Source organism: Methylobacterium sp. CM6246, from assembly GCF_054818005.1.
In genome coordinates, this window is sequence record NZ_JBTXKY010000001.1 from 2,782,699 (window position 1) to 2,801,659 (window position 18,961).

Consider the following 18,961-nt stretch of genomic DNA (forward strand, 5'->3'; position numbering starts at 1 on the left):
GCTCGGCTGCGCCGCCAGTCAAGCTCTTGCGCACGATCCGGGACGCTTTAACCGATCTGTGCGGCGCAGCCGCTACAGGTCGGGGCCTACCGAGGCACGGCGGAGACCGGTCGACTCAGTAAATCGGCCCCGTGCTCGGCGGCGGCGCACCGAGCTGCAGTGGCTCGTCGTAATCCTGCACCGACTCCTCCGGGGCGGCGGCGACCCGGGGGGCAGCTGCGATCCGGGGTGCGGGGCGGACCGGCGGCGCGGAGGTGTAGGCCGAGGCCGCGGGCAGGCGCGCCGGGGCGCGGGCGACCTGCGTCGGACTCGCAGCCTTCGACATCGGCGAGACGCCGTAGGGATCGTCCTCCTCGATATCCACCGGGGCCTGCGGCGCGGCCGGCTGGCGCGGCGGCGGCAACGGGCGCGACAGGGGCCGCTCGGCCCCGCTCCCGAGCTGGGGCGTGAACTTGATGAACGGCTGGCAGATCCGCTTCAGGCCGCGCGGGTCGTGCCGGGCGAGGTCGACGTGGATGTGGTCGTAGTGGAACACGTTCGAGCCCGGCGCCAGCACCGTGGTGAAGCGCTGGCAGGCGCCCAGAAAGATCTCGCGCAGGAAGCCCTGCTCGGCCTCAGTACCGCGCCATCCGCCCTTGACGGTGATGACGTGGCCGTCGGCGAGCTTGATCGACATCACGTCGATCGCGTTGCCGAAACCGTGCTCGGAGAGCTTGGCACCGGGCTGGTTGTTGCGCCCCCGGCAGGAATACGAGCCGGCGTTGATCTCGGCCACGGGCACGCCGAAATACAGGTTCGCGGCGGGTTGGATCGTGTCGGCGAGCCAGGCCTCGGCCTCGGCGAGCGCCGGGCAACCCAGCGTCATCCGCTGCTTCATCACAACCGTGCCGCCGGCGAGCCGCGTCACCCGGAAGGGCTGCTGCATGCCGCACGGGCCGGGCCCATCCATCGCCGCGATCGGCGTGATGAACTCGGTCGGCTCGACCAACTTCTTCGCCAGGCAGACTTGCTCCGCCTGGTCGCGCCACGGGTCGCGCCGCTCGAACCGGTTGATCGAGCAAGCGGTGAGCCCCGCGCCGAACAGCGCCAGGGCGGAGAACAGGGATACGCCACGCCACATGACCCGGACGATGCGCACGGTCGCGTAAAGCGTTCGTCAACGGCGATTCGGGATTGGCGCGGCCTGTGGTTTTTGCGGATTGCGCCCGTCGGCGTCTGATCGGGAGCGGTGCCAAATCGTCGGTGGGACGGGCACCCATGCGCCGAACCCGTATTCACACCGGCGGTGAGGGATCGAGTTGACAGAGCCTGTCGACCGCGGACTGAATACAAGATGCTTTCAATCCTCGACCTCCGCGCCCGCATCGAAGCCGGCACCCTGACGCCTTCGGGCGCGATCGATCTGTGCCGCGCGGCCATCGCCGCGCGGGAGCCGGAGCTGCGGGCGCTGGTCACCCTGGACGACAACCCGGCCATCCCGGAGTCCGGACCGCTCGCCGGCATCGCGGTGGGCGTGAAAGACATCATCGACAGCGCCGGCCTGCCGACGCAGATGGGTTCGTCGCTGTACGCCGGCTGGCAGCCCCGGGGCGATGCCTCGGTGGTGGCGCGTCTGAAGAGCCTTGGCGCCGTAGCGCTCGCCAAGACCACCACCACGGCCTTCGCCAGCAGCGACCCGACCGCGACCGTCAACCCGCACGATCCCGGCCACACCCCGGGCGGATCCTCGGCGGGCTCGGCCGCCGCGGTGGGCGCCGGGATGCTGCCCTTGGCGCTCGGCACGCAGACGGCGGGCTCTGTGATCCGGCCTGCGAGCTATTGCGGCTGCGCGGCGGTGAAGCCGTCGTTCCGGCTGATCCCGACGGTCGGGGTCAAGACGTATTCCTGGGCGCTCGATACGGTCGGGCTGTTCGCAGCCGGCGTCGCGGACGTCGCCCACGCGCTGGCGCTGGTCACCGGGCGACCGGAGATCGACCGGGCCGAGACCGGCTCGGCGCCACGGATCGGCCTCGTGCGGCAGGATTTCGCCGAGGCGCCGGAGCCCGCCGCCGAGGCGGCGCTGGACCGCGCCCGGCGGGCGGCCGAGCGGTCCGGTGCACAGGTCACCGACCTGACGCTGCCGGCGGAGCTGGCGCTCGCCTGGGAGCGCCACCGGATCATCCAGAACTACGAGGGCCGGCTGGCGCTGGCCTGGGAGTACGACGGCCAGCGCGACGCGCTGCCGCCGCGGGTCCGTGAGCATCTCGACGCCGGCGCGGCGCTCGGCGCCGCGGAGTACGACGAGGCCCGCCGCCACGGCCACCGGGCCCGCCGGGGGCTCAAGGGCCTGTTCGCCGAGTACGACGCGATCCTCACCTTCTCGGCGCCGGGCCCGGCCCCCGCGACCCTGGCCTCGACGGGCGACCCGCGCTTCAACCAGCTCTGGACCCTGATGGGCGTGCCCTGCGTGAACGTACCGGTGCCGGGCGACCGCCTGCCGGTGGGCGTGCAGGTGATCGGCCGCTTCGGCGACGATGCCCGGGCCCTGGCGGTGGCGCGGATGATCGAGGACGCGCTGCGTGGGTGACGCGTCAGCAGCGCGGATGGCAGGGCCAGGAATTTGGACCTACGGGCGAACGCGGCCGGACTCGTCCGTGGGTCCGGATGCCGGTCTCGCCTACGCATTGGCTGATATCGACCCGACCTAGCCGCATGGTCGACCATAGGCACTTCCCAAGAGCGGACATTCGCCGGTCGTCAGGCAACTTCGGCTCAGGGTGGTGAGCGGTCTCCACCCCAGGCCTGGAAGGCGGACCTTGGCTCCACGCCCGCTACGTGAGGTTCAAACCTCCATCCGACAGCAAGATTTCCCCAGTAAGATAGTCCGAGGCCGCCAGCAGTGCGACGGCCTGGGCGATATCCTCCGGCTTGGCAGCCCGGCGCATGGGCGACCGCTCCCGCCAGAGCGCCTGGGCAGCAGTCCAATCGGCTGTCAGGGGTGTATCCACTAACCCGGGAGCAACGGCATTCACACGAATGTCCGGCGCCAACGATACGGCGAGCAGGCGGGTCATGTGATTCAACGCCGCCTTCGATGCGGCATAGGGGATCGATGCCCCCTTGGGTCTGATCCCCGCGTGCGAGCTGATGTTGACAACACACGCTGAACGACCTCGCCGCGCGGCGTCCCGCAAAGCGGTTTCGGCTTCTGCCACGAGGCGAAACGGCGCCACTACGTTGACCTCGTGCAACTCGTGCCAGACGGCTGGCGAGGCGGCCTTGAGATCGGCGTGAGGGATGACCCGGTTGATGCCTGCGTTGTTGACCAAGACATCGAGACGCCCCCAGAAGGCGATGGCCTGCCGCACCAGCTTGACCCTGTCGGCGTCATCGGCCAGATCGGCCCGGACGTATGCGGCCCTCCCGAGTTCGGCGGCTAGCGCGTGTCCCGTCTCCGCAGACTTGCGCGAGTGCAACACGACCGCGTAGCCATCGCTGGACAGCCGACGCGCTATCGCCGCCCCGATGCCGGACGTGGACCCGGTCACGAGGGCGACGGGCGGCTCATCCTCAGGGCGCTGGCTCAAGGATTATCCTCCATCCCACGGTCAAGCGGTCTCGGGGCCGTGGCGACCGCGTGATCGCAGCAATGGCCCAAGGCGCGGCGTTGTCGTCGGCTTCGGATACCGGAGTTGCCGCATCCAGGAGCGGACATTCGGGGCAGCTGCTTCGGTCGTGAGCGGGCGTGATGGCAGTGTTCGCTTCGCAAGCGGACCTTCCACAAACCACCCTCCGAGACAACGTCACGGCCAAACCGGGCAGGTTCGGGCTCGCGGCCCCGCGCCTCAGGCCATGCGCCTCAACTGCTCGGATCCTCGTGCAGCGTGTCCTCCACGTAGAGCTGCTCCAGCAGCACCTTGATCACCGCCATCAGCGGCAGAGCGAGGGCGATGCCCCAGAGGCCGAAGATCACGCCGAGGATGAGCTGGCCGGCGAAGATCGTTGCCGGGGGTATGTCCAGAGCGCGCTTCTGGATGAACGGCGTCAGGCCGTAGCTCTCCAGGCACTGCACCGCCAGATAGACGCCGACGGCGCCGATCACCGCTTTGAGGCCCGAGGCGAGGGCCGCCAGGATGATCACGATGCCCGCCACCAGAGGTCCCACGGTCGGCACAAAGGCCAGCAGCCCGGCTTGGAGGCCGAGGATCAGCGCGCCGCCGATCCCCAGGAAGGCCAGCCCGGCCCAGGTGCAGACGAAGATCACCGCCATGATGATCAGCTGGCCGAACAGCCAGTGCCGCAGGGTTTCGCCCGCACCGTCCAGCACCTTGGCGGCGCGCCGCCGCTTCTTCGGCGGCACGAACCGCAGCACCCCGTCCCGGTAGGCCTCCGGGTCGGCCGCGAAGGCGAGCCCCAGGAACGCGATCACCAGCAGGTTGCCCAGGGCATCGAACAAGCCGAGGATCACGGCCGCCGCCGGCCCAAGGACGCTGCCCGCGTCGGAGACGATCGAGCTGCTGCTCTTGAGCAGGCCGTTGGCGAGTCCGCCGAGGCCGCCCTCCTTCTGGCCGGGCTCGGCCGAGCCGTCCTTCGGCGCCAGGCTCGGCACGTCGATACCGCGCTCGGACAGCCAGCTCGACACCGTGCCGGCCTGATTCTTGATCGTGGTTCCGAGATCGCGGCCCTGCTGCACGATGGTGGCTCCGCCGTAGGATGCGAAGCCGATCACCCCGACGGCGACCGCGAGGCTGGCGATCGTCAGGCGCAGGCCCCGGGGCAGGGGCAGGACGTGGCCGAGCCCCCGGGTCAGGCCGTCGAGGAACACGCCGAGCAGCACGCCTGCGAAGATCAGCAGGAGCGTGCCCACCGACATCCAGGCCAGCGCCAGCGCCGCGACGAAGCAGACGACGGCGATCCCCGAAGCCGCCAGCGGCAAGGCTCCGCGCCAGGACCCGACCGGGCCGTCCAACTCCCGAGATTGACCGTCCGTCATCATTGCTCCTGCGTGGCGGGCTCACGAACGCCCCTGACCGGCCGGGGTCAAGGGTGGCGCCGTACCAAGCTTGTGTGCGGCCGGACGAGACCGGACGGCCTTTCGCGCGTTGTCCGCCCACGCAAGCGCTCCCGCCGGGAGCCGGACGCATCCAGGAGAGACCGCGTGAGCAGCAACGAGCCCCACACCCATTCCCTCGGCCCCGGCCGGACCGTGGATACGGGCGACCAGGTCAGCAGCGTGGTCATCCTCGGCCTCGCCGTCGCGGGCGCCCTGGCGGCGGTGCTGCTCAACGCGATCCTGTAGGGCATGTTCTGGCGCGAAACGGCGAGCGCTCCGAGTCGTCCCGCGCTGGGTCACGGGCCGCATTCCGCTGACGCTGCATGTGCCCGGGAAAGACTGTCTGGGGAATGACTGGACGGCGCGGGGTCTATTGTCCCCAGCGCTCGGCCGCCGCATCGTCGTGGGCGGCAGCCTCGACCCAGCCGCCGACGGTGCCGTCGGCCAGGTGCTCGCGCTTCCAGAACGGCGCACGGGTCTTCAGGTAGTCCATCAGGAAATTCGCCGCCTCGAAAGCCGCGACCCGGTGGCTGGAGGCGGTCACCACCAGTACGATGCCGTCGCCCGGACACACGCGTCCGTGGCGATGGATCACCCGCAGCGCCTGAAGCGGCCAGCGGGCGACGGCGTCCTCGGCGACCCGGAGGATCTCCGCCTCCGCCATGCCCGGATAATGTTCGAGTTCGAGCGCCGCGAGCCGGCCGGCCTCGTCCCGGCACAGGCCCGTGAAGGTGACGACCGCCCCGGCCCGGCCGCCGAGTTCGGCGCTCACCCGGGCGATCTCGGCGGCGGTGTCGAACGGCTCGGCCTGGATGGCGACGCTCGGTGCGGGGGCGCTCATGCTGCGGTCCAACATCCTCGTCCGACGATCCTCAGGCGGCGCGTGCCGGTCCCACGCCTGTCACACCCGGCCGCGCCTCTATATGGCACGTGAAGTCGCATTCGCCCCGGTCGCGGGCGTGATCGGCGGAGAAGGATGACCGTGTGACCCCCGACCTGATCCTGCCCTACGCGGGCGTCCTGCCGGATTTCGCGAGCCACCCGGTCTGGTGCGGGCGCGGCAGCACGGTGATCGGCGCCGCCCGGATCGGCGCACAGGCCTGGATCGGCGACGAGGCGGTGATCCGCGCCGACGGGCAGGCCATCACCCTCGGGGACAGGTTCTGGCTCGGCCACCGCTCGACGGTGCACATCGCCACGCTCACCCACGCGACGCAGGTCGGCGACCGGGTCACGGTCGGGCGCAACAGCGTCGTGCATGCCTGCACGATCGGCTCCGACGTCGTGATCGAGGACGACGTCGTGATCCTCGACGGCGCCGAGATCGGCGACACCGCGGTGATCGAGGCGGGTGCAACCGTGTTCCCGCGCATGAGGCTCGCGGGTGGATACGCCTATGCCGGCAGCCCGGCGCGGCCGAGCCGGCCGGTCGGCCCGGACGAGGTCGCCGAGCGCGCCGAGCGCCTGCGCGAGCGGATGGGCGACGGGGCATCCGTCGAACCTGGGCTCCCCCCGGAGGTGGAGGACAGCGTGTTCGTGGCTCGGACGGCGCGCTTGCGTGGACGGGTGAGCCTGGGGGCCGGCGTCAGCGTCCTGTTCTCGTGCGATCTCAACGCCGAGGCCGGGCCGATCGTGGTCGGGGCCGACACCAACATCCAGGACAACACGACGATCCGCAGCCGAGCCGAGGGGGTCGTGATCGGGCGCGACACGACCATCGCCCACAACGTTCGGATCGCCGATTGCCGGATCGGCGCGCGGGCCCTGATCGGCATCGGCGCCACGGTCGCCCCCGGCACGCTGATCGCCGACGACGTCATGCTGGCGGCCGGCGCCACCACCGATCCTGGCCAGATCCTGGAGGCCGGCTATCTCTGGGGCGGCCGCCCGGCCCGGATCCTCGCGCCGCTCGACGCCGAGAAGCGCGCGATGATGATCCGCATCGTCGAGGGCTATTGCCAGCACGGGCGGGAGTATCGGGCCGCGCAGGCGGACCTGGCCTGACGGTGCGGCCCAATACGGCCGGAACGCTCAGTGCTGCAAGATCTTCGACAAGAAGGTCTGGGCGCGCTCGGAGCGGGGGCTGCCGAAGAAGTCCTCCTTCCTGGCATCCTCGACGATCTCGCCGCGGTCCATGAAGATCACCCGGTCGGCGACCTTGCGGGCGAAGCCCATCTCGTGGGTCACGACCATCATGGTCATGCCCTCCTTGGCGAGCTCGACCATCACGTCGAGCACTTCGCCGACCATCTCGGGATCCAGCGCCGAGGTCGGCTCGTCGAACAGCATCACCACCGGGTTCATGGCGAGCGCCCGGGCGATCGCCACGCGCTGCTGCTGACCGCCCGAGAGCTGGCCCGGGAACTTGTCCGCCTGGGCGCTCAGGCCCACCCGGGCCAGCAGGTCGAGGCCGCGCTTCTTCGCGTCCTCGGCGCCGCGCCCCAGGACCTTGCGCTGGGCGATGGTGAGGTTCTCGGTGATCGACAGGTGCGGGAACAGCTCGAAATGCTGGAACACCATGCCGACCCGGGAGCGCAACTTGGGCAGGTTGGTCGACTTGTCGATCACCTTGGTGCCGGCGACGGTGATCTGGCCCTTCTGGAACGGCTCGAGGGCGTTGACGCACTTGATCAGTGTCGACTTGCCCGAACCCGAGGGGCCGCAGACCACCACGACCTCACCCTTGGCGACCTTGGTGGAGCAGTTGGTCAGCACCTGGAAGTCGCCGTACCATTTGCTGATGGCGTCGATCGAGATCATCGTCCCGCCGGGGGCCGCGTCCGGTACGCCGGAGACGAGGGCGCCCGGCTGCAGCCCGGCATCGCGAGGCGCGTGGGCGGCGTCGGCGACGGGTTCCTTGACGGACGGGGCCGGCATCGGGGTCGAGGTCATGGCGCGGACTCCAGTGTCGGTCAGCGGATGATGGCGACGCGGCGCTGCAGGCGACGCACCAGGAACGAGGCCGTGAAGCAGATCACGAAGTAGACGATGGCGGCGAAGATATACATCTCGACGAGGCGGCCGTCGCGCTGTGCCACCTTCGAGGCGGCGCCCATGAAGTCGGTGAGCGAGAGCACGTAGACCAGGGAAGTATCCTGGAACAGCACCACGGTCTGCGTCAGCAGAAGCGGCAGCATGTTGCGGAAGGCCTGCGGCAGGACGACGTTGGCCATGGTCTGCCAGTAGTTCATCCCGAGCGCCAGGGCCGCCCCGGTCTGTCCCTTCGGGATCGACTGGATGCCGGCCCGCATGATCTCGGAGAAGTAGGCCGCCTCGAAGGCCATGAAGGTGATCAGCGCCGACGGGAAGGCGCCGACCTGGATCGGGGTCGAGGCGCCGGTCACGTAGGCGCCGATATACGGTACCAGGAAGTAGAACCAGAAGATCACCAGCACCAGCGGCAGCGAGCGGCACAGCTCGACATAGCCCTTGGCGAGGTGGCTGAGGCCCGGCACGCTCGAGAGCCGGGCCATCGCCAGCAGCGTGCCGATGATCACGCCACCGACCGCCGCCATGGCGGTGAGCGTCACCGTGAAGACCATGCCCTGCCCGAACAGGTAGGGCAGGGACGAGAGGATGACGTTGAAATCGAAATTCGAGAGCATCGGGACCTGTTCGCGGTGGCCGAGCGCCGGCGGATCGGGGAAATCGGGGGCGGGGCCGGCGCCTCAGCGCTGGCCGGGGATCGCGACGGCGCGCTCCAGGTAGGTCGCCGCGGTGACGACCACGAGGTTGACGATCACGTACAGCAGCGTCGCCGCCGTGAACGCCTCGAACACCTGGAACGAGAATTCCTGCATCGAGCGGGCGCGAGCGGTCAGCTCCAGGAGGCCGATCGTCAGGGCCACGGAGGTATTCTTGAGGTTGTTCAGGAATTCCGAGGTCATCGGCGGCAGGATGATCCGGTAGGCGTTCGGCAGCAGGACGTACCGGTAGGTCTGGTAGACCGTGAAGCCCATCGCGGTGCCTGCCATGTTCTGGCCACGCGGCAGCGACTGGATGCCGGCCCGGACCTGTTCGGCCACCCGCGAGGCGGTGAAGAAGCCCAGGCACACCACCGCGGTGTAGAACGGCGCGTCAGGCATTTGCTTGATCGCGTCGCCGAACTGCGTCGGCACCACCTCGGGCAGCACGAAGTACCAGAGGAACATCTGCACCAGCAGCGGCACGTTCCGGAACAGCTCGACATAGGTCGTGCCGATCGCGTTGGCGGTCTTCGACGGCAGCGTGCGCAGCACACCGATCAGGGAGCCGAGGAAGAACGCGATGACCCAGGAGCACAGGGCGGTGGCGATCGTCCACATGAGCCCGGAGAGCAGCATGTCGAGATAGGTGCCCGTGCCCTCGGGCGAGGCATCGAAGAAGATGCGCCAGTTCCAATTGTAGTTCATCGCGCTGGTTCTGCCCTGATCTTACGAAGGCGCACCGCAGGGCAGGGCCCCGCGGTCCGCGTCACGCTGGACGGCTCTCAGTAGGCCGCCGGATCGGGGCTGGCGATCGGCGTCGTGAACTGCTTCTTCATCTCCGCGCTCATCGGCAGGTTGAGGTTGATGTTGCGCGGCGGGATCGGCTGGGTGAACCACTTGTCGTAGAGCGCCTTGCCCTCGGGGCTCGTATAGAGCTTGGCGGTGGCCTCGTCGGCGACCTTCTTGAACGCCGTGTCGTCCTTGCGCACCATGATCCCGTAGGGCTCGGGCTTGGACAGGGCCTCGGTGGAGATCTCGTAGGCCGACGGGTCCTTGGAGGAGGCGGCCAGCGAGGCGAGCAGCACGTCGTCCATCACGAACGCCACGGCGCGGCCGGTCTCGACCATCAGGAATGCCTCGGCATGGTCCTTGGCCGGCAGGATCGTCAGGCCGAGCTTCCGCTCGGTGTTGGCCTCGTTGATCTGCTTGATGTTCGTGGTGCCGGAGGTCGACACAACGGTCTTGCCCTTCAGGTCCTCGATCGTGTGCAGGTTGGCCGACTTCTTCGAGACGTAGCGGGTCGCGGTCAGGAAGTGCGAGTTGGTGAACCACACCTGCTTCTCGCGCTCGGCGTTGTTCGTCGTCGAACCGCACTCGAGGTCGATCGTTCCGTTCGCCATCAGCGGGATGCGGGTGGCGGAGGTGACCGGGTTGAGCTTAACCTCGAGGTTCGGGAGGCCCAGATTGGCCTTCACGGCGTCGGCGATCTTGAAGCAGATCTCCATCGCGTAGCCGACCGGCTTCTGGTCGCCGCCGAGATAGGAGAACGGCACGGAGGCGTCGCGGTAGCCGATGACGATGGCGCCGTTGTCCTTCACCTTCTTGAGGGTACCGGTCAGATCCTCGGCCCGCAGGCTGAGGGGGGCCAGGGCGAGGCTCAGGCCGAGCGCCGCGGCAAGGCCACGGCGAGCGATATCAGACTGCATCGGTACGGAACTCCTGGATCGGGTCGAACGGGATCGGCTGGCGGCTCGGCGCTCGGCCCCGCCCGCTCGGGCGACGCCTTTGCAATGATGGTGCCGGAAGCTGGGCTGCAACGCCGCGCAGGTCTGTGGCGGACGACGTACGACCGGCCGCCACCGTCGCGCGAGCGTCCCCGGTTGCGTGTCCCGCCGCCGTCATTCGGCCTCCCCCGGCAGGTCGCGGCAGCTTGCCGGCCCGCGTGCCGCCGGCATCATGCACAATTCTTGAGCGTACGCACCGGGTAGCGCGGCGGGAAGAACAATTAAGGCTGACGAATCCACCGTTCCGGAAACGCAGACGCCGCCCCGCACGCGTGCGAGGCGGCGTCTGCCCGGATTGGATGCAGATTACTTGGTCAGTTCGTTGCCGGTGTAGTCGATCTTGCCATCGGCGCCCTTCTTCCACTCGTACAGGACGTAGTCCGGCCGGGTGATGTCGCCCTTCTTGTCGTACGCGATCGGGCCGACAACCGTGTCGACCGGCTTGCCCTGGTGCAACCACTCGGCGAGCTTCTTGCCGTCGGTGGATCCGGTCTCGGCCATCGCCTTGGCGAGCACCTGGACGGAGGCATAGGAATAGAGCGTGTAGCCCTCGGGATCGATGTTCTTGGCCTTGAACGCGGCCAGGGCGGCCTTGGCGTTCGGGTTCTTGCGGGCATCCGGCGGGAAGGTGGTCAGCGTGCCCTCGGCGGCCGGACCGGCGATCGCCACCAGCTCGCGGTCGACCATGCCGTCGCCGCCCATCAACGTGGCCTTGAGGCCCTGGTCGCGCATCTGGCGCAGGATCAGACCGGCCTCGGTGTAGTAGCCGCCGAAATAGACGATGTCGACGTTGGCCGACTTCAGTTTCGAGACGAGGGCCGAGTAGTCCTTCTCACCGGGGTTGATGCCCTCGAAGATCACCGGCTTCACGCCCTTGGCCTTGAGCACCATCTGGGTCTCGTCGACCAGACCCTTGCCGTAGGGGGTCTTATCGTGGACGAAGGCGATCTTCTTATCCTTATAGTTGGCCACCAGATAGGCGCCCGCCACCGCAGCCTGCTGGTCGTCGCGGCCACAGGTGCGGAAGGTGTTCCACATCCCGCGCTCGGTGAACTTCACGTTGGTCGAGGCCGGGGTGATCTGGATGATTCCGGCGTCGAGGTAGACGTCGGAGGCCGGGATCGACACGCCGGAATTGTAGTCCCCGACCACCATCTTGACGCCGTCGCTGGCGAACTTGTTGGCCACCGAGACGCCCTGCTTGGGGTCGGAGGCATCGTCGCCGATCAGGACCGTCAGGGTCGTGCCCTTGATCCCGCCGGCCTTGTTGATGTCGTCGACGGCTTGGCTGGCGCCGTTCTTGAACTGGACGCCGATGGCGGCGCTGTTGCCGGTAATCGGCGCCGCGATGCCGAGCTTGACCTCGGCCGCCTGCGCCGCGGCGATCATTGCACCGAGAGCGAGCCCGGCGAGCAGAAACGATCTCATCGCTAACATCCCCTAGATTACAGGTCCGCCTGTGCGGATCCGGCCGAACTCACCGTCCCCCGTCCGCCACGGAATCCCGCGTGCGCCACGTCAGCGGTGAGGTTCTTTCGTAGAGCCAGCGGTACTGGCTCGTCATCTGGCGCGTCCGCGTGAACCGGAAGCCGGCCGCACCGATGATCATGACGACGGTCGCGTCGATCGCGTAGTAATGGAGCGAGACGAGCGTCCCCGAGAACAATGCGAAGTGGATGAAGCGCACGGCCGCCGCCACGAGGAGCAGCGCGAGCGCGCATTGCCAGAATGGCCGCCAGCCCCGGGCGACCGCGCGGGCGGCCATCCAGCCGGCCCAGCCGCCCATCACCACGGTGACGAGCAGGAACAGCCAAGCCGATTCCTCCTCGTACAGGATCCCCTGCAGCATGCTCATGCCCCGACCGGGCCGGTATGGCCCCCTTCCAGATAGGCGGCCTTGACGTTCGGATCGTCGAGCAGCGCCCTGCCGGTTCCGCTCAACGTGACGCGACCGTTGACCAGCACGTAGCCGCGATGGGCGAGCTTCAGGGCGTGGTAGGCGTTCTGCTCGACCAGAAAGATCGTCATGCCGTCCGTGCGGTTCAGCTCCCGGATCGCGTCGAAGATGCCCTTGACCACCAGCGGCGCCAGGCCGAGCGACGGCTCGTCCAGGAGCAGCAGGCGCGGACGGCTCATCAGCGCCCGGGCGATGGCCAGCATCTGCTGCTCGCCCCCCGACATCGTGCCGGCGCGCTGGTTCAGGCGCTCCTTCACCCGCGGGAACAGGGTGCAGACCTTCTCGAGATCCTCCTGGAAGTAGCGCTCGCCGTGGAGCGAGGCGCCCATCTGGAGGTTCTCGAACACGCTCATCCGCGGGAAGACCCGGCGGCCCTCCGGCGATTGCGCGACGCCGAGCCGGGCGATCTCGTGGGTCGGCAGCCGGGTGATGTCGCGCCCGTCGTACGTGATCGTCCCGGTGCGCGCCTGGGGGCTGCCGAAGATCGTCATCATCAGGGTCGACTTGCCGGCGCCGTTGGCGCCGATCAGCGTGACGATCTCGCCGTCGGCGACGTCGATATCGACGCCCCGTAGGGCTGCGACGCTGCCGTAATAGGTCGAGACGTCGCGCACCGCGAGGAGCGGGGGCTTGCCCCCCGCCTGGATCGCCCGGGTTTCCTCGACCAGGACGTTGATGCCGGCCACGCTCATACCGAAGCCTCCGAGCGGTTCACGTCCGGACGCGTCGGGTCCCCGTGCGGCACCGTGATGCCGACCTCGGCCTCCACGGCTTCCACCTCGTCGTCCTCGACGCCCAGATAGGCGGCGATCACCTTCGGATCCGCCCGCACCTCGGCCGGGGTGCCGTCGGCGATCTTCTGGCCGTAATCCAGCACGACCACGTGATCCGAGATCTCCATCACCACCGACATGTCGTGCTCGATCAGCAGCACGGAGGTGTCGTGCGCGTCCCGGATGTGGCGCAGCAGCGCGTTGAGCTCGGCGGATTCACGCGGGTTGAGGCCCGCGGCCGGCTCGTCGAGGCAGAGCAGCACCGGATCGGTGCACATCGCCCGGGCGATCTCCAGCCGGCGCTGGGCGCCGTACGGGAGGGCGCCGGCCGGATCGTCGGCCCGCGCCATCAGGTCGATCCGGTCGAGCCAGGCCTTGGCCCGCTCGATCGCCTCGGCCTGCGCGTCCCGGTAGCCCTTGAGGCCGAGCAGACCGAACAGAGTGTAGCCGGAGGCGCGCATCAGCGGCTTGTGCTGGGCGACCAGCAGGTTCTCCAGAACCGTCATGCCCTGGAACAGGCGGATGTTCTGGAAGGTCCGGGCCACCCGGGCGGTGCGGTTGACCGCGTGGTTCGGCAGCCGCTCCAGCAGGTGCGTGGTGCCGTCGTCATGGGCGAGCCGGAGCATGCCCTCGGTCGGCTTGTAAAAGCCGGTGATGCAGTTGAACACCGTGGTTTTGCCGGCCCCGTTCGGGCCGATCAGGGCGGTGATGTCGCCGCGCCTGGCCTCGAAGGACAGGCCGGAGACGGCGGTGAGCCCGCCGAACCGCATGGTCAGGTGCTCGACGGCGAGCACCGGCGGGGCGGAGACCTGCGCCTGCGCCCGGGGATCCGGATGAAGCGCCATCAGCCGTGCCCCTCGCTCACATGCGCACCCGAGACGGCGCGGCGCTCGCCCAATGACACGGAGGGCAGGCGCACCGAGATCAGGCCCCGCGGTCGCCAGACCATCATCGCCACCATGGCGAGCCCGAACAGCAGCAGGCGGTACTCGTTAGGATCGAAGCCGTCACCGAAGACGGCTTTGAGGAAGCCGAGGTTGCGCAGCATCTCGGGGCCGCCGACCATGGCCACCGCCGCGATGGCGACGCCGACCTGGCTGCCCATGCCTCCCAGCACCACGATTGCCAGGATGATCGCGCTCTCCAGGAAGTTGAAGCTCTCAGGGCTGATGAAGCCCTGGCGCACCGCGAAGAACGAGCCCGCGATGCCGCCGAACGCCGCCCCGAGGGCGAAGGCCGTGAGCTTGGTCGCCGTGGTGTCGATGCCGAGTGAGCGGCACGCGATCTCGTCCTCGCGCAGCGCCTCCCAGGCCCGCCCGATCGGCAGCCTGCGCAGGCGCAGGGTGACGAAGTTCGTGAACAGGGCCAGCGCAAGGATGAGGTAGTAGAGGAACACCAGCCGGTGCATCGAATCGTACGGGATGCCGAACCGGGCGGCGAAGCCGTCCTCGCCGGCGCTGAACGGGATGCCGAAGAAGGTCGCCCGCGGGATCGACGAGATGCCGGCCCCGCCCCCGGTCACGTCCGTCCAGTTGATCAGGACGAGGCGGATGATCTCGCCGAAAGCCAGCGTCACGATCGCGAGGTAGTCGCCGCGCAGGCGCAACACGGGGAAGCCGAGCAGCATCCCCCACAGGCCGGCGAACACGCCCGCCAGCGGCAGGCAGATCCAGAACGACAGGCCGAAGGTGGTCGACAGCAGCGCGTAGGAATAGGCGCCGACGGCGTAGAAGGCGACGTAGCCGAGATCGAGCAGGCCGGCGAGGCCGACCACGATGTTGAGGCCCCAGCCGAGCATCACGTAGGTCAGGATCAGGATGCCGAGATCGATCCAGTAGCGCGCCGACGACAGGCCGCCGGTGGCCGCAGCAGCGATCGCCGGCAGGGTCAGGGCGATGCCGACGAACAGGTACAGGCCGACCTTTGAGGTCTTCTGTCCGGCCGCGGGCTCGCCCTGGACCGCCTCGGTGGCCTGGGCCGGGGAGGGGGTCAGGGCGCGGCGGGCGTCCCGGCGCAGGAGAACGAGGCGCTGGAGGACGCGGACGACAAAGATCGCCGCGCACAGCGATGCCACGAGGCCCCAGCGGGGCAGGAGCAGGAGGTCGCTGCCGGGTCCGGCCTCCGTGCGGTAGCTGATGATCGGCACGCAGAGGCCGAAGGCGACGAGCGCGTAGATCGCGGCATCGCGCAGGATGCCGGCCATCGCGGATCCGGGAATCGCGGTGGCGGTGGTCGCGGAGTTGGGGTTCGCCATCAGACCTTCTCGACCTCCGGCCGGCCCAGGATGCCAGACGGCATGAAGATCAGCACGATCGCCAGGATCGAGAACGCGGCGACGTCCTTGTACTCGATGGAGAAGTAGGCCGACCAGAAGGTCTCGATCAGCCCGATGATCAGGCCGCCGAGCACGGCGCCGGGGAGCGAGCCGATCCCGCCGAGCACCGCCGCGGTGAACGCCTTCACGCCGGGCACGAACCCGTCCGAGAACGACACGACGCCGTAGTACATCAGGTAGAGGACCCCGGCGACGGCCGCGAGCGCGGCGCCGAGCACGAAGGTCAGCGAGATCGTCCGGTCGACGTCGATGCCCAGCAGGGCGGCCATCTTGCGGTCCTGCTCGCAGGCGCGCTGCGCCCGGCCGAACGGGGTCCGCTGCACGAGATACCAGAAGCCGGTGAGCAGCACGGCCGTGACCGCCATGATCAGGATCTGCTTGTAGGCCAGGAACACCGCGTAGCCGTCGCGCTCGAACAGCGTGATGCCGCCCGAGAGCATCGGCGGCGTCGGCTTGTTGCGTGCGCCCTGCACCACCTGGACGAAGTTCGACAGGAAGATCGAGACGCCGATCGCCGAGATCAGGGGCGCCAGCCGGAACGAGCCGCGCAAGGGCCGGTACGCGATCCGCTCGATCGCCCAGCCCCACAGGGCGGTGAGCACCATGGCGACCACGAGGACGATCAGGAATGCCAGGGCGATCGAACTAATGCCCAGCCAGGTCGTCAAGAGAAGGAAGGTGATCAGCGCAATGAAGCAAGAGACCATAAACACATCGCCATGGGCGAAGTTTACCATTCCAATAATTCCGAACACCATCGTGTAACCGATCGCGATCAGACCGTAGATCGAACCGAGCGTAAGCCCGTTTATCAGCTGTTGTACGAAGACGTCCATGTATTCTCGCGGGCGCAGGTTTTTGGTCCAGCCTGCAGAAACGGCAGGCAAGCCGGGAGAGCAAGTCTCGTACCGCAGCTGCGACCGGTCGGCCACAGGTTTCAACCCCGGGCGAACGTCCCGGGAAAACAGTCGGCCAAGTCAGTAACACCCCGCGAATGGGCTTGCATCTGGCGTAGTTCGTGCTTCACGTTAACGAAAATCAATGCTGGTCCATCCCGGGCGGCGACGAGGAGCAGTACCGATGTCGGGTTCACGGCTCACGACGTTGATTTTCATCGGCATGCTGCTCGGGATAGCGGTGGGCTACGCCTGCAGCATCACCTGGCCGGATCCGCAGACGGCCAAGGAAATCGCCGGCTATATCGCACTGGTCTCGGACATCTTCCTCCGCCTGATCAAGATGATCATTGCGCCGCTGGTGTTCTCGACACTTGTCGTCGGCATCGCCCATCTCGGGGATACCGCCGCGGTCGGCCGGGTCGGTGGAAAAGCGTTGCTCTGGTTCGTCGGGGCCTCGTTCTGCTCGCTGATGCTGGGCTTGATCCTGGTCAACCTGATGCAGCCGGGCCACAACCTGAACCTGCCCCTGCCCGATGTCGGCGCCGGCACCGGGCTCAAGGCGGCTTCGCTGTCGCTCAAGGAATTCGTCACCCACCTGGTGCCCAAGAGCGCCGTGGAGGCGATGGCCAACAACGAGATCCTGCAGATCGTGGTGTTCTCGATCTTCTTCGGCGTGGCGCTCGCGGCGCTCGGCGAGAAGGGGCACTTCCTGGCCCAGGGCATCGAGGGCCTGGCCGACGTCATGCTCAAGGTGACCGGCTACGTGATGCTGTTCGCCCCCGTGGCGGTGTTCGCGGCCATTGCGGCCACGATTACCACGCAAGGGATCGGCGTCCTCGTGACCTACGGCAAGTTCCTGGTCGAGTTCTACGCCGGCCTCGCGGTGCTCTGGGCGCTGCTGATGGGCGTCGGCTTCCTGATGCTCGGCGGCAGCGGCATCATGCGGCTGTTCAACCTGATCAAGGAGCCGTTCGTGCTCGCCTTCTCGACCGCGTCGAGCGAGGCGGCCTACCCGAAGATGCTGACCAACCTCGAGCAGTTCGGCGTGCCCAATCGCATCACCTCGTTCGTGCTGCCGATGGGTTACTCGTTCAACCTGGACGGCTCGATGATGTACTGCACCTTCGCGGTGATGTTCATCGCCCAGGCCTACAACATCCCTCTCACCTGGGGCCAGCAGCTCACGATGCTGTTCCTGCTGATGGTGACCTCGAAGGGCATGGCCGGCGTGCCGCGCGCCTCGCTGGTGGTGATCTCGGCGACGCTGGCGCAGTTCAACATCCCCGAAGCCGGCCTGCTGCTGATCATCGGCATCGATCAGTTCCTGGATATGGGCCGCTCGGCCACCAACGTGCTGGGCAACAGCATCGCCACCGTCGCGGTGGCCAAGTGGGAGGGCCAGCTCACCAGCACCGATCAGCGCCTCGACCATGTCGGCACGGTCCCATCGCCGGCTGAATAGGACGGCTCGGGGTCACGCGGAGGACACGGGATGTCGGCGATGCGGTTCGGCTTGGTCATGGCAGGCGTGCTCGCCTTGGCGCTGGTGGGCGCCCCGCGCCCCGCCGATGCCGTCGAGGTGCTCACCGGCACCCTGAAGCGGGTGGCCGAGCGCGGCGAGATCGTGCTCGGCTATCGTGAGAGCTCGGTGCCGTTCTCTTTCGTGGAGGGCAAGCACCGGGACGGCAGCCCAAGGGCGATCGGCTACGCCATCGACCTGTGCGGCGAGATTGCCGACGACATCCAGGCGGCGATCGGACGAACCGTGACGGTCCGGTACGAGCCGGTCACCGCGGAGACGCGCATCCCAGCCCTGACCTCGGGCAAGATCGACCTCGAATGCGGCTCGACCACCGCCAACGCCGAGCGGCGCCGGAGCGTCGCCTTCTCCCCGGTCGACTACATCAGCGCGACGCAGCTATTGGTGAAGAAGGGCTCCGGCGTGGCCTCCTACCGGGACCTCGGCGGCAAGACCGTGGTGGTCACGGCCGGCACCACCAACGAGAAGGCGGTGCGCGACCTCCTGGCCAAGCTCAGGATCCAGGCGCAGATCGTGACGGCCCCCGACCATGCGGCGTCCTACGCCATGGTGAAGGCCGGTCAGGCGGACGCCTTCGCCACCGACGACGTGCTGCTCTACGGCCTGATCGCCACCGACAGCCAGGACGGGGCCAACTACACGGTCCTGCCCGACAAGCTCTCCTACGAGCCGTACGGCATCATGTTCCGCAAGGACGATCCCGAGTTGGCTGGGATCATGGCCCAGACCTTCACGAGGCTCGCCGAATCGCGCGCGCTGCGCTGGATCTACGAGCGCTGGTTCCTGAAGCGCCTGCCCAACGGCGAGCGCCTCGACATCCCGATGTCGAACGACCTGCGGACGAGTTTTCAGCTGATGGGCCTGGACGCGCAGGAGTGACGTCTCGGGACCTGCTGCGCCTCGCTTTCGCCCAACCAGCGGATGAGGAAGGGGCCGCGTTTCTCGTGGTCCCCCC

The 18,961-nt window shown here is 68.3% G+C and carries 19 protein-coding genes; 5 read left to right on the forward strand and 14 right to left on the reverse strand.

The annotated features are described in order from the left end of the window. Nucleotides 1–115: 115 nt before the first annotated feature. Nucleotides 116–1,120, reverse strand: coding sequence for an extensin-like domain-containing protein (locus tag ACYQPG_RS13655; protein WP_147938408.1), 1,005 nt, complete (start codon nt 1,118–1,120; stop codon nt 116–118). Between the two features lie 213 nt (nt 1,121–1,333). Here ACYQPG_RS13655 and ACYQPG_RS13660 point away from each other — a divergent pair, with 213 nt between their 5' ends. Then, nucleotides 1,334–2,566, forward strand: coding sequence for an amidase (locus ACYQPG_RS13660; RefSeq protein ID WP_419829642.1), 1,233 nt, complete (start codon nt 1,334–1,336; stop codon nt 2,564–2,566). Between the two features lie 244 nt (nt 2,567–2,810). Here the strand turns inward: ACYQPG_RS13660 and ACYQPG_RS13665 are convergent, their stop codons facing one another. Both ACYQPG_RS13665 and ACYQPG_RS13670 read right to left on the reverse strand, forming a co-directional pair. After that, nucleotides 2,811–3,566 carry an SDR family NAD(P)-dependent oxidoreductase gene (locus ACYQPG_RS13665; RefSeq protein WP_461231136.1) on the reverse strand — a complete coding sequence of 252 codons (756 nt, stop codon included), beginning with the start codon at nt 3,564–3,566 and terminating at the stop codon, nt 2,811–2,813. A 272-nt stretch (nt 3,567–3,838) separates the two neighbouring features. Next, nucleotides 3,839–4,972, reverse strand: a complete 1,134-nt coding sequence (locus ACYQPG_RS13670; protein ID WP_419829644.1) for an AI-2E family transporter — start codon at nt 4,970–4,972, stop codon at nt 3,839–3,841. A gap of 165 nt (nt 4,973–5,137) precedes the next feature. Between ACYQPG_RS13670 and ACYQPG_RS13675 the strand changes: the two genes are divergently transcribed. Then, entirely contained in the window at nt 5,138–5,278 is a 141-nt protein-coding gene (locus ACYQPG_RS13675; RefSeq protein ID WP_187193590.1) for a hypothetical protein, read from the forward strand. A gap of 124 nt (nt 5,279–5,402) precedes the next feature. Here the strand turns inward: ACYQPG_RS13675 and ACYQPG_RS13680 are convergent, their stop codons facing one another. Then, a complete protein-coding gene (locus tag ACYQPG_RS13680; RefSeq protein WP_147907593.1) occupies nt 5,403–5,873 on the reverse strand; it encodes a molybdenum cofactor biosynthesis protein MoaE in 471 nt (156 codons plus the stop codon). A gap of 143 nt (nt 5,874–6,016) precedes the next feature. Between ACYQPG_RS13680 and ACYQPG_RS13685 the strand changes: the two genes are divergently transcribed. After that, nucleotides 6,017–7,036: a gamma carbonic anhydrase family protein gene (locus ACYQPG_RS13685; protein WP_419829645.1), complete on the forward strand. Its 1,020-nt coding sequence runs from the start codon at nt 6,017–6,019 to the stop codon at nt 7,034–7,036. 27 nt (nt 7,037–7,063) lie between these two features. Here ACYQPG_RS13685 and ACYQPG_RS13690 read toward each other — a convergent pair whose 3' ends face one another. The 10 genes from ACYQPG_RS13690 to ACYQPG_RS13735 all read right to left on the reverse strand — a co-directional run bounded on the left by ACYQPG_RS13690 (nt 7,064) and on the right by ACYQPG_RS13735 (nt 16,403). Further along, the gene (locus ACYQPG_RS13690) at nt 7,064–7,792 is read right to left on the reverse strand and encodes an amino acid ABC transporter ATP-binding protein (protein WP_147907626.1); all 729 of its coding nucleotides are present in this window, start codon (nt 7,790–7,792) and stop codon (nt 7,064–7,066) included. 152 nt (nt 7,793–7,944) lie between these two features. After that, nucleotides 7,945–8,637 carry an amino acid ABC transporter permease gene (locus ACYQPG_RS13695; protein WP_147907591.1) on the reverse strand — a complete coding sequence of 231 codons (693 nt, stop codon included), beginning with the start codon at nt 8,635–8,637 and terminating at the stop codon, nt 7,945–7,947. Nucleotides 8,638–8,700: 63 nt separating this feature from the next. Beyond that, a complete protein-coding gene (locus tag ACYQPG_RS13700) occupies nt 8,701–9,423 on the reverse strand; it encodes an amino acid ABC transporter permease (RefSeq protein ID WP_147907590.1) in 723 nt (240 codons plus the stop codon). A 77-nt stretch (nt 9,424–9,500) separates the two neighbouring features. Further along, the gene (locus ACYQPG_RS13705) at nt 9,501–10,424 is read right to left on the reverse strand and encodes an amino acid ABC transporter substrate-binding protein (RefSeq protein ID WP_147907589.1); all 924 of its coding nucleotides are present in this window, start codon (nt 10,422–10,424) and stop codon (nt 9,501–9,503) included. A gap of 384 nt (nt 10,425–10,808) precedes the next feature. Further along, nucleotides 10,809–11,930, reverse strand: coding sequence for a branched-chain amino acid ABC transporter substrate-binding protein (locus ACYQPG_RS13710; protein WP_147907588.1), 1,122 nt, complete (start codon nt 11,928–11,930; stop codon nt 10,809–10,811). A 49-nt stretch (nt 11,931–11,979) separates the two neighbouring features. After that, entirely contained in the window at nt 11,980–12,348 is a 369-nt protein-coding gene (locus ACYQPG_RS13715; RefSeq protein WP_147907625.1) for a DUF6867 family protein, read from the reverse strand. Nucleotides 12,349–12,353: 5 nt separating this feature from the next. Beyond that, nucleotides 12,354–13,151 (reverse strand): ABC transporter ATP-binding protein, encoded by a 798-nt coding sequence (locus tag ACYQPG_RS13720; protein WP_147907587.1) that lies wholly within the window; start codon nt 13,149–13,151, stop codon nt 12,354–12,356. After that, nucleotides 13,148–14,077, reverse strand: a complete 930-nt coding sequence (locus tag ACYQPG_RS13725) for an ABC transporter ATP-binding protein (RefSeq protein WP_147907586.1) — start codon at nt 14,075–14,077, stop codon at nt 13,148–13,150. Before ACYQPG_RS13725 ends, ACYQPG_RS13720 begins: the two co-directional genes overlap by 4 nt. After that, nucleotides 14,077–15,486, reverse strand: coding sequence for a high-affinity branched-chain amino acid ABC transporter permease LivM (livM, locus tag ACYQPG_RS13730; protein WP_147907585.1), 1,410 nt, complete (start codon nt 15,484–15,486; stop codon nt 14,077–14,079). The genes ACYQPG_RS13725 and livM overlap by 1 nt, the downstream gene beginning before the upstream one ends. Further along, on the reverse strand, nt 15,486–16,403 hold the full coding sequence (locus ACYQPG_RS13735; protein ID WP_147907584.1) for a branched-chain amino acid ABC transporter permease: 918 nt from the start codon (nt 16,401–16,403) through the stop codon (nt 15,486–15,488). Before ACYQPG_RS13735 ends, livM begins: the two co-directional genes overlap by 1 nt. Before the next feature lie 244 nt (nt 16,404–16,647). On the opposite strand from ACYQPG_RS13735, the gene ACYQPG_RS13740 reads away from it, so the two are divergent. Together ACYQPG_RS13740 and ACYQPG_RS13745 are read left to right on the forward strand one after the other, a co-directional pair. After that, a complete protein-coding gene (locus ACYQPG_RS13740; protein ID WP_147907583.1) occupies nt 16,648–17,928 on the forward strand; it encodes a dicarboxylate/amino acid:cation symporter in 1,281 nt (426 codons plus the stop codon). A 30-nt stretch (nt 17,929–17,958) separates the two neighbouring features. Next, nucleotides 17,959–18,885: an amino acid ABC transporter substrate-binding protein gene (locus tag ACYQPG_RS13745; protein ID WP_461231137.1), complete on the forward strand. Its 927-nt coding sequence runs from the start codon at nt 17,959–17,961 to the stop codon at nt 18,883–18,885. The last annotated feature ends 76 nt before the right edge of the window (nt 18,886–18,961 follow it).

What these genes read in the sequence shown, in the direction of transcription:
- ACYQPG_RS13655 (WP_147938408.1), bottom strand. Translation starts at nt 1,120, where the DNA reads ATGTGGCGTGGCGTATCCCTGTTCTCCGCCCTGGCGCTGTTCGGCGCG.
- ACYQPG_RS13660 (WP_419829642.1), top strand. Translation starts at nt 1,334, where the DNA reads ATGCTTTCAATCCTCGACCTCCGCGCCCGCATCGAAGCCGGCACCCTG.
- ACYQPG_RS13670 (WP_419829644.1), bottom strand. Translation starts at nt 4,972, where the DNA reads ATGACGGACGGTCAATCTCGGGAGTTGGACGGCCCGGTCGGGTCCTGG.
- ACYQPG_RS13680 (WP_147907593.1), bottom strand. Translation starts at nt 5,873, where the DNA reads ATGAGCGCCCCCGCACCGAGCGTCGCCATCCAGGCCGAGCCGTTCGAC.
- ACYQPG_RS13690 (WP_147907626.1), bottom strand. Translation starts at nt 7,792, where the DNA reads ATGATCTCGATCGACGCCATCAGCAAATGGTACGGCGACTTCCAGGTG.
- ACYQPG_RS13695 (WP_147907591.1), bottom strand. Translation starts at nt 8,637, where the DNA reads ATGCTCTCGAATTTCGATTTCAACGTCATCCTCTCGTCCCTGCCCTAC.
- ACYQPG_RS13700 (WP_147907590.1), bottom strand. Translation starts at nt 9,423, where the DNA reads ATGAACTACAATTGGAACTGGCGCATCTTCTTCGATGCCTCGCCCGAG.
- ACYQPG_RS13705 (WP_147907589.1), bottom strand. Translation starts at nt 10,424, where the DNA reads ATGCAGTCTGATATCGCTCGCCGTGGCCTTGCCGCGGCGCTCGGCCTG.
- ACYQPG_RS13710 (WP_147907588.1), bottom strand. Translation starts at nt 11,930, where the DNA reads ATGAGATCGTTTCTGCTCGCCGGGCTCGCTCTCGGTGCAATGATCGCC.
- ACYQPG_RS13720 (WP_147907587.1), bottom strand. Translation starts at nt 13,151, where the DNA reads ATGAGCGTGGCCGGCATCAACGTCCTGGTCGAGGAAACCCGGGCGATC.
- ACYQPG_RS13725 (WP_147907586.1), bottom strand. Translation starts at nt 14,077, where the DNA reads ATGGCGCTTCATCCGGATCCCCGGGCGCAGGCGCAGGTCTCCGCCCCG.
- livM (WP_147907585.1), bottom strand. Translation starts at nt 15,486, where the DNA reads ATGGCGAACCCCAACTCCGCGACCACCGCCACCGCGATTCCCGGATCC.
- ACYQPG_RS13735 (WP_147907584.1), bottom strand. Translation starts at nt 16,403, where the DNA reads ATGGACGTCTTCGTACAACAGCTGATAAACGGGCTTACGCTCGGTTCG.
- ACYQPG_RS13740 (WP_147907583.1), top strand. Translation starts at nt 16,648, where the DNA reads ATGTCGGGTTCACGGCTCACGACGTTGATTTTCATCGGCATGCTGCTC.
- ACYQPG_RS13745 (WP_461231137.1), top strand. Translation starts at nt 17,959, where the DNA reads ATGTCGGCGATGCGGTTCGGCTTGGTCATGGCAGGCGTGCTCGCCTTG.